Below are 8,136 nucleotides of genomic sequence, written 5' to 3'. Positions count from 1 at the left end.
GCTGTACGCAGGTTAGTCGACCGGTCCAGAGCATCCGGCGCACCCGAAGGTGCCCCGCGCACAGCCACCATAAAAACGTTATGGGACCAAACGCTTGCTCGAATCCGGGCGACTAAACCCGATCACTGATTTGGCAGTGACGGACCGCAGACTAGCCACCGATTCCAGCAGGCACAAGGCGGCAAGGATTGTCTAGGAAACGTCCTGCAATTTAAAGGGACACGCCTTGCTGGCCCTTTACAAACCATGACCAAATGCCACTAACCCAAGCGTGCAATACGATCAATGTGGGAGCTGGCTTGCCTGCGATGGCGGTGGGTCAGCTACCGTTTTACTGCTGACAGACCGCCATCGCAGGCAAGCCAGCTCCCACAGGTGATCGGTGGTGTTCTGGCGGACGAGTTATCGCCTGCCCGAGCGCGTACTCACGTCTACCCACACCGCCAGCACCAAAATGCTGCCCTTGACGATCATCTGCCAGTAGCTGTCCACATCCAGCATCGACATGCCGTTGTCCAGGCTGGTAATCACCAGCGCCCCCAGCAGCGCGCCATACACCGTGCCCGACCCACCCCGCATCGAAGTGCCGCCAATAAAGCACGCGGCGATGGCGTCGAGTTCGCCCATGTTGCCCGCCGACGGTGAGCCCGCCGCGAGGCGCGCGGTGTTGACCAGGCCGGCGAGGGCGCACATCACGCCCATGATGCCGAAGATCCACAGTTTCACCGCTTGCACATTGATGCCCGACAGCCGCGTGGCCTCCATATTGCTGCCCACCGCATACACCCGGCGGCCGAACACAGTCTGGTGCGTGACATAGCTGAACACCCCCAGCAGCGCCAGCAACAGCAGCACCGGCACGGGGATGCCGTCGTAGCGGTTGAGGGTGGTGACAAAGCCTGCGAGCACCGCGCCAATCAGCACCACGCGCAGTGCATCGCGCAGCCGTGAATGCGCGGCCAACCCATGCAGCGCACGGTTGCGCCGTTGTTTCCAGGTGAGGAACAGTGTCAGGGCAAACAACAATACGCCAAGCCCGATGCCGACGTTGTGGGGCAAATACCCCTGGCCCACATACACCAGCGACGGCGACACCGGCGCAATGGTGGTGCCGCCGGTAATCCCCAGCAGAATCCCGCGAAACGCCAACATTCCGCCCAGGCCGACGATGAACGAGGGGATGCGCAGGTAAGCGGTCATGTAGCCGTTGGCCAAGCCGATCATCAAGCCGCACAGCGCCACCAGGCTCAGGTTGGCCAATAGCGGCACGTGATAGACCACATCCAGAATCGCCGCCAGCCCGCCCAACAGTCCGAGCAACGAGCCCACCGACAAGTCGATCTCGCCGCTGATAATCACCAGCACCATGCCGCACGCCAATATCCCGGTGATCGACATCTGCCGCAGCAGGTTGGAGAGGTTGCGCGGGGTGAGAAAACCACCCTCGGTCTGCCAACTGAAAAACAACCAGATGAACGCCACGGCGATCACCAGCGCGAGCATCTTGTAGCGGGTAAAAAGGTGTTTGACCTGATTCATCTACGCGGTCTTCCGATTGTTATTGTTTTGGCTGAGCGCAGCGGCGAGCACCTGTTCCTGGGTGAGCCCGTCATTGATGAAATCCCCGCGCAACTGGCCGTCACCAATTACCAGTACGCGGTTGGACACGCCGAGCACTTCGGCCAATTCCGAGGACACCATGATGATCGACACGCCTTCGGCCGCCAACGCGCCCATCAGTTTGTAGATCTCGTACTTGGCCCCAACGTCCACGCCACGTGTAGGTTCGTCGAGGATCAGCACCTTGGGCTTGGTCATCAGCATTTTCGCCAGCACGGCCTTTTGCTGGTTGCCGCCTGAGAGGCTGGTGATCGGCAGCGACGGGCTGGCGGTCTTGAGGTGCATGCGGCTGATTTGCTGGTCGATGCTGCCCAGTTCGGCTTCGGCGTTGATGCGGGTCAGGTGCGCGTAGGTGTCCAGCACCGCCAGGGTGATGTTCTGGCCCACGCCCAGGTCGGGGATGATGCCTTGGCGCTTGCGGTCTTCGGGCACCATGCACAGCCCCGCGCGGATCGACTTGAGCGGCGTGCGCGTGTCGATCACCTGACCCTCCAGCCACACCTCGGCGCTGTAGCGCCCGGGGTAGGCACCGAACAACGCCGAGACCAACTCCGTGCGCCCGGCCCCCACCAAGCCGGCGATGCCAAGGATTTCACCGCGCCTGAGCACGAAGGAGATGTCGTCGACGCGCTTTCGCTTGGGGTTGTCGACGTCGTAGCAGGTGACGTTACGCGCCTCGAAAATTACCTCGCCCACCTCATGGGGCTCGGTGGGGTAGAGGTTGCTCATTTCGCGGCCGACCATCTGCGTGATGATCCGGGGGATGTCCATGTCTGCCATGGCGGTGGTCGCGATGTGCTTGCCGTCGCGAATTACTGCAATGGTGTCGCACACCGCCGCCACTTCATCGAGCTTGTGCGAGATATACACACAGGCCACGCCCTTGGCCTTGAGGCCCCGGACAATGTCCAGCAGCACCTCGATTTCGCCACGGGTCAGGGCCGAGGAGGGCTCGTCGAGGATCAACAGGCGCGCCTGTTTATTCAGCGCCTTGGCGATCTCCACCAATTGCTGGTAGCCGCCGCCATACTGCGACACCGGCAGCGCCACATTCATGTCCGGCACCTTGAGTTCACGCATCAACGCCTCGGCGCGGTGCAACATCGCCGGGTAGTTCATGCGCCCACCGGGCAGGGTCAGTTCGTGGCCCATGAAAATGTTCTCGGCCACCGACAGGTCGGGCACCAGGGTCAGTTCCTGATGAATGATGACAATCCCGGCGGCCTCGGTTTCGCGGATGGACTGGGCCTTGAGCGGCTGCCCATCCCAGAGGATTTCCCCCTCCCAGGTGCCGTGCGGGTAGACCGCCGACAGCACCTTCATCAAGGTGGATTTACCCGCACCGTTTTCACCGCACAGGCCCACACACTCCCCAGGTTTGACCTTGATGTCGATGCCGTTGAGGGCGTTGACACCGCCAAAGCTTTTGACGATGCCGTTCATTTGTAGCAGGTAATCGGCGGCCACGGTCATTGCCCGGCGATCTGCTCTTTGGTGTAGAAACCGTCCTTTTCCAACAGGTCGATGTTGGCTTTGGTCAACGGCGTCGGCGTAAGCAGGATGGTGTCGACCTTCTTGCTGCCATTGTCGTATTGCGAGCTGTAGGTCGGCTGTTCGCTGCGTGCCAACTGCACCGAAAGTTTGGCCGCTTCGGTGGCGATCAGCTTGAGCGGTTTGTACACGGTCATGGTCTGGGTGCCATCGATCACGCGCTTGATCGCCGCGAGGTCAGCGTCCTGGCCGGAGATCGGTACCTTGCCCGCCAGTTTCTGCGCGGCCAGGGCCTGGATCGCACCGCCGGCGGTGGCGTCGTTGGAGGCGACGATGGCGTCGATCTTGTTGTCGTTACGGGTCAGGGCGTTTTCGACAATGCTCAAGGCCTCGGTGGGGTTCCATTCCTTGACCCATTGCTGGCCGACGATCTTGATATCGCCTTTGTCGATGGCCGGTTGCAGCACCTTCATCTGACCTTCGCGCAGCACCTTGGCGTTGTTGTCCGTCGGCGCGCCGCCCAGCAGGAAGTAATTGCCCTTGGGCGCTGCTTGCAACACGCCGCTGGCCTGCATCTCGCCGACTTTTTCGTTATCGAAGGAAATATAGGCGTCGATGTCGGCATTGAGGATCAGGCGATCATAGGACACCACCTTGATCCCGGCTTTCTTGGCTTCGGCCACCGCATTGGTCAGCACCGTGGCGTTGAACGGCACGATCACGATCACATCGACGCCCCGGGAGACCAGGTTTTCGATCTGGGCAATCTGCTTCTGCTCGTTGGCATCGGCAGACTGCACGAACACCTTGGCATCGAGCTTCTGCGCGGCGGCAACAAAGTAATCACGGTCGCGGGACCAGCGCTCCAGGCGCAGGTCGTCGATGGAAAAACCGATTTTCGGGTGCGCAGGGTCGGCCATCACCGGCAGGGCGAGCAGTGCCAGGGCTGCGGCGAGCAGGGCAGGTTTGAATGACTTCATGGTGGTGCGTCCTTTTATTGTTGTTGGAAAGACACAGCGTGGTGCGGGTTGAACTGTAGAGCGTCACTCGACGCTCTGTGCAGAGATTTGTCGTGCAAATGTCACCGATAGATAAACCGATTCACAACGCCTTCAAGCATCTCCTGGCGCCCACTCACCGCCTGTGGGTCCAGCGCGTTGGCAAAGGCATGTTCAGCCAATGACTCCAGGCTGAACTCACCGGCCAACACCGCCTGGCCCAATGGTTGGCTCCAGCCGGCATAGCGCTGGTCCTTGAACTGCTGCAAGCGGTCGTCCTGCACCATCGCCGCCGCACGCTCCAACGCCAGGGCCAGCACATCCATGGCGGCGACATGCCCATGGAACAGGTCCACCTCGTCGAGGCTCTGGCGGCGCACCTTGGAATCGAAGTTATAGCCGCCGTTCTTGAACCCGCCCGCCTTGAGAATTTCATAGGTGGCCAGGGTCATCTCCTCGACGCTATTGGGGAACTGGTCGGTGTCCCAACCGTTCTGCGGGTCGCCGCGGTTGGCGTCGATGCTGCCGAAGATCCCCAACGACACGGCGGTGGCGATCTCATGATGAAAACTGTGCCCGGCCAGCGTCGCGTGGTTGGCCTCGATGTTCACTTTGATTTCGTGTTCCAGGCCGTACTCATGCAGGAAGCCGAACACGGTGGCGCTGTCGTAATCGTATTGGTGTTTGGTCGGCTCTTGGGGCTTGGGCTCGATCAACAGGTCACCCTTGAAGCCGATCTTGTGCTTGTGTTCAACCACCATGCGCATAAAACGCCCGAGCTGTTCGCGCTCGCGCTTGAGGTCGGTGTTGAGCAAAGTTTCATACCCTTCACGGCCACCCCACAGCACATAGTTGGCGCCCTTGAGGCGCAGCGTGGCATTCATTGCACTGAACACCTGGGCGGCGGCGAAGGCGAACACCTCTGGGTCTGGGTTGCTCGCGGCCCCGGCGGCAAAGCGCGGGTTGCTGAAGCAATTGGCAGTGCCCCACAACAGCTTGATGCCGGTCTGTTCCTGATGGCGCTCCAGGTGGTCGACCATCTGCGCGAAGTGGTTGCGGTACTCCTTGAGCGAGCTGCCTTCGGGCGCCACATCGGTGTCGTGAAAGCTGTAGTAGTCGATACCCAGCTTGGAAAAAAACTCAAACGCCGCCTCGGCCTTGCCGATCGCCACCTCCATCGGATCGCCACTGCGCTGCCACGGGCGCTTGAACGTCCCCATCCCAAACATATCCGCCCCCGGCCACACAAAGGTATGCCAGTAACAGGCGGCCATGCGCAGATGCTCCCGCATGGGCTTGCCGAGGATCAGTTTGTTGGCGTCGTAGTGACGAAAGGCGAGGGCAGAGGTGCTGGCAGGGCCTTCGAAGCGCACCTTCTCGACACCGGGGAAGTACGGCATGGGGTTTTCCTTATTGTTCTGGGCGGTGTCTGGATACTAGCAATGGCACCTGGGCGGCTGATTATGAAAATCACCAAGGTGTAGTGCGATTTTGAGTGGTGAGGGTTAGTCTGTCCCTACCGGCCTAAGGACAAAAACAATGAAAACCCTACCGCCCGTTCACCGCATCGCCTTGCTGTTCAACGGCAGCAAGATCTACGACCGCGGCATCATCGCCGGCATTGGCAATTACCTGAGCAGCACCCGCGCATCCTGGGACCTGTTCCTGGAAGAAGACTTCCTCTGCCGCCTGCGCGGTATCGAGCGTTGGCAGGGGGACGGCATCGTTGCTGACTTCGATGACCCGCTGATCGGCGAGGCGCTGGCTGGGAGTCGGATACCGGTGGTGGCGGTGGGTGGGTCTTATGAGGATGTCAGCAAGTACCCCAAGGGCATTCCTTATGTGGCCACCGATAACCATGCCCTGATGAAGCTGGCCTACGAGCATCTGGTGGAGGCGGGGTTGACGCGGTTTGCCTGTTTCAGCCTGCCCGAAGCCCAGGCCAATCGGTGGGCCCAGGAGCGTGAGAAAGCTTTTCGCCGCTTGATGCAGCGCGATGGCTTGCAGGTAGAGGTGTATCGCGGCCTGGGCACCAGTGCGCCGTTGTGGGACAGCGCGGTGGAGCAGCAGATTGCCTGGCTGCACAGTTTGCCCAAGCCTATCGGCATCATCGCGGTGACCGATGCCCGCGCTCGGCAATTGCTGCAAGCCTGCCTGACGGCGGGTATTGCGGTGCCGGAGGAGGTGGCGTTGATCGGCATCGACAACGACCCGCTGACCCGTACCCTCACGCGGGTGCCGCTCAGTTCGGTGATCCAGGGCACCGAGACCATGGGCCGCACCGCTGCGGCGCTGTTGCATCAGATGCTGCACGGCAAACCCTGCACGGGCACGCAGGTGCTGGTGCCGCCGGACGCCATCAACGTGCAGGCCTCCAGCCTGCATCAACCCCTAGGCAATCCTTACGTGATGCAGGCCTTGTTGTTTATCCGCCAGTACGCCTGCCAGGGCATCAAGACCGATCAGGTCGCGGCCTATGTCGGTGTTTCCCGCTCGTCCCTGGAAGCGCATTTTCGCAAGGCCCGCGGCTGCAGCGTGCATGATGAGATTCTGCGCTTCAAACTTGCCGCTGCCGCCAAAGGCCTGGAAAACCAAAGCCTTGCGATTGCCGACATTGCTGCACGCTGTGGCTTCACCTCTGCGCAGTACCTGCATACGGTGTTTCGCCGCGAATTTGGCTGTACGCCGCGTCAGTATCAGCAGGGCACGAACTAGAACACCGCTTTGACCTGCAAGCCCAGCACCAGCGCATTGTCGATGCTCTCCCCGGAAAAAGCCCCCGGCTCGATGATGTATTGCACATCCGGGCGCAAGGTCAGCCAAGGCGTGGCCTGGTAGCCATAACTGAGCTCGATCAGCTGTTCGGCCGTGTCCAGGTCGGGATAGGCCGTGCCGGTGTTGAACGCTGCCAGCTCCTGTACATCACGGCTGCGCGGGTTCGGCACCGCGCGGCCATAGCCCAGGGCGACGGTATCGCGCGGGCGACCCTCGAACGGCTTGTACAGCACCACGCCTGCGCCATACCACTTGGTGAACGGCGAGGCCGCTTGGCTGGCTGCAGAGTACTGCCCGAAGGCGTGCAGGCTACGGCCTTGGGATGACTGGGAGGCCCACACAGCCTGGTCGATCAAGAGGTAGTGACCGCCGCGCCCGCTGACGTCCTTGTTGCTGCCAATGCGTTTTACATCGGAACTGTCGTAGTAATACCCGAGCTTGTATTCCCCGGGCAGTGCGCCCGCATGCTTGTAGATAAGCTCGATGGGCACCACGGTGCCGGTGGTGTGCTTGGGTCCCAGGTGCCAGGCACGGCTGGAGTTGCCGTTGCTGGACGGGTCGACATTGAACGCCGCCACGCGCAGCTGCCAGTTGGGCGAAAAGTCGTACTTCAACCGGGCACCGAGGTGCGCATTCGGGTAGTTGGCCCAGCCACTGCCGCCGGACATGTTCAGCGGATGCCCGCAGAAGCCGGCGTTCATGAAGTTGCACAGGATGCCGCTGTCCAGGCCACCGAGATCATTGCCCATGGCCATATAGCCCAGCTTGAGGTTCAGCGCCGGGGTGAACAGCGTGCGCTCGTAGCTCAGTTCGGTGAGGCGCGTGTAGAGGCCACCGTAGTTTTCCTGGATCGGCAGGCGGTTGCCCACCAGGTTCTCGGAGGCGCTGTTGCCGCGTCGGTCGTTGATGGTCAGCTGGATGCGGTCGCCGTTGGTAAAACCGTAGAGCTTGCCCAGGTCGAACTGCACGCCGAGCTTGACGTTTTGCGAGTAGCGCGCCGAACGGTGCTGGCCGCCGTGGGCGTTGTAGGCGGTCTCGCCGCTGTAGTCACCGGTAAAGCGCACACCTTGCGCGTCGAGTTCACGGCGCAGGCCGCCCCAGTCGCCGGTCAGGGTGGTGTCGTCGGCTTGAACGGGCAGGGCGGCCGCAAAGGCCAGGCCCAGCGCCAGGCGCCAGGCGGTATGAGGAGTAGGGGTCATGGGGGATCTTTCCAAACACAAAGCGCGGTGCCGGAGCACCGCGCGAACAGAGG

The 8,136-nt window shown here is 61.5% G+C and carries 6 protein-coding genes; 1 reads left to right on the top strand and 5 read right to left on the bottom strand.

Annotated features, from left to right (window positions below; translation table 11 throughout):
* Positions 1-402: 402 nt before the first annotated feature.
* From BMH52_RS09660 to xylA, 4 genes are all read right to left on the bottom strand, one after another.
* Positions 403-1,539, bottom strand: a complete 1,137-nt coding sequence (locus tag BMH52_RS09660; protein WP_014718057.1) for a sugar ABC transporter permease — start codon at positions 1,537-1,539, stop codon at positions 403-405.
* Positions 1,540-3,093 carry a D-xylose ABC transporter ATP-binding protein gene (xylG, locus tag BMH52_RS09655; protein WP_073843496.1) on the bottom strand — a complete coding sequence of 518 codons (1,554 nt, stop codon included), beginning with the start codon at positions 3,091-3,093 and terminating at the stop codon, positions 1,540-1,542.
* Positions 3,090-4,091: a D-xylose ABC transporter substrate-binding protein gene (gene xylF / locus BMH52_RS09650; protein ID WP_072435611.1), complete on the bottom strand. Its 1,002-nt coding sequence runs from the start codon at positions 4,089-4,091 to the stop codon at positions 3,090-3,092. Before xylF ends, xylG begins: the two co-directional genes overlap by 4 nt.
* 101 nt (positions 4,092-4,192) lie before the next feature.
* The gene (gene xylA, locus BMH52_RS09645; protein WP_072435610.1) at positions 4,193-5,509 is read right to left on the bottom strand and encodes a xylose isomerase; all 1,317 of its coding nucleotides are present in this window, start codon (positions 5,507-5,509) and stop codon (positions 4,193-4,195) included.
* A gap of 139 nt (positions 5,510-5,648) precedes the next feature.
* Here xylA and BMH52_RS09640 point away from each other — a divergent pair, with 139 nt between their 5' ends.
* On the top strand, positions 5,649-6,824 hold the full coding sequence (locus tag BMH52_RS09640) for a XylR family transcriptional regulator (RefSeq protein ID WP_073843494.1): 1,176 nt from the start codon (positions 5,649-5,651) through the stop codon (positions 6,822-6,824).
* On the opposite strand, the gene BMH52_RS09635 is transcribed toward BMH52_RS09640, so the two are convergent.
* On the bottom strand, positions 6,821-8,083 hold the full coding sequence (locus tag BMH52_RS09635; RefSeq protein WP_073843492.1) for a carbohydrate porin: 1,263 nt from the start codon (positions 8,081-8,083) through the stop codon (positions 6,821-6,823). The genes BMH52_RS09640 and BMH52_RS09635 overlap by 4 nt on opposite strands.
* Between the last annotated feature and the right edge of the window lie 53 nt (positions 8,084-8,136).

The organism is Pseudomonas sp. BTN1 (assembly GCF_001907715.1).
GTDB classification, from domain to species: domain Bacteria; phylum Pseudomonadota; class Gammaproteobacteria; order Pseudomonadales; family Pseudomonadaceae; genus Aquipseudomonas; species Aquipseudomonas paracarnis.
Note: the sequence above shows the minus strand (reverse complement) of the source record. Positions and strands in the feature narration are given on the sequence as shown.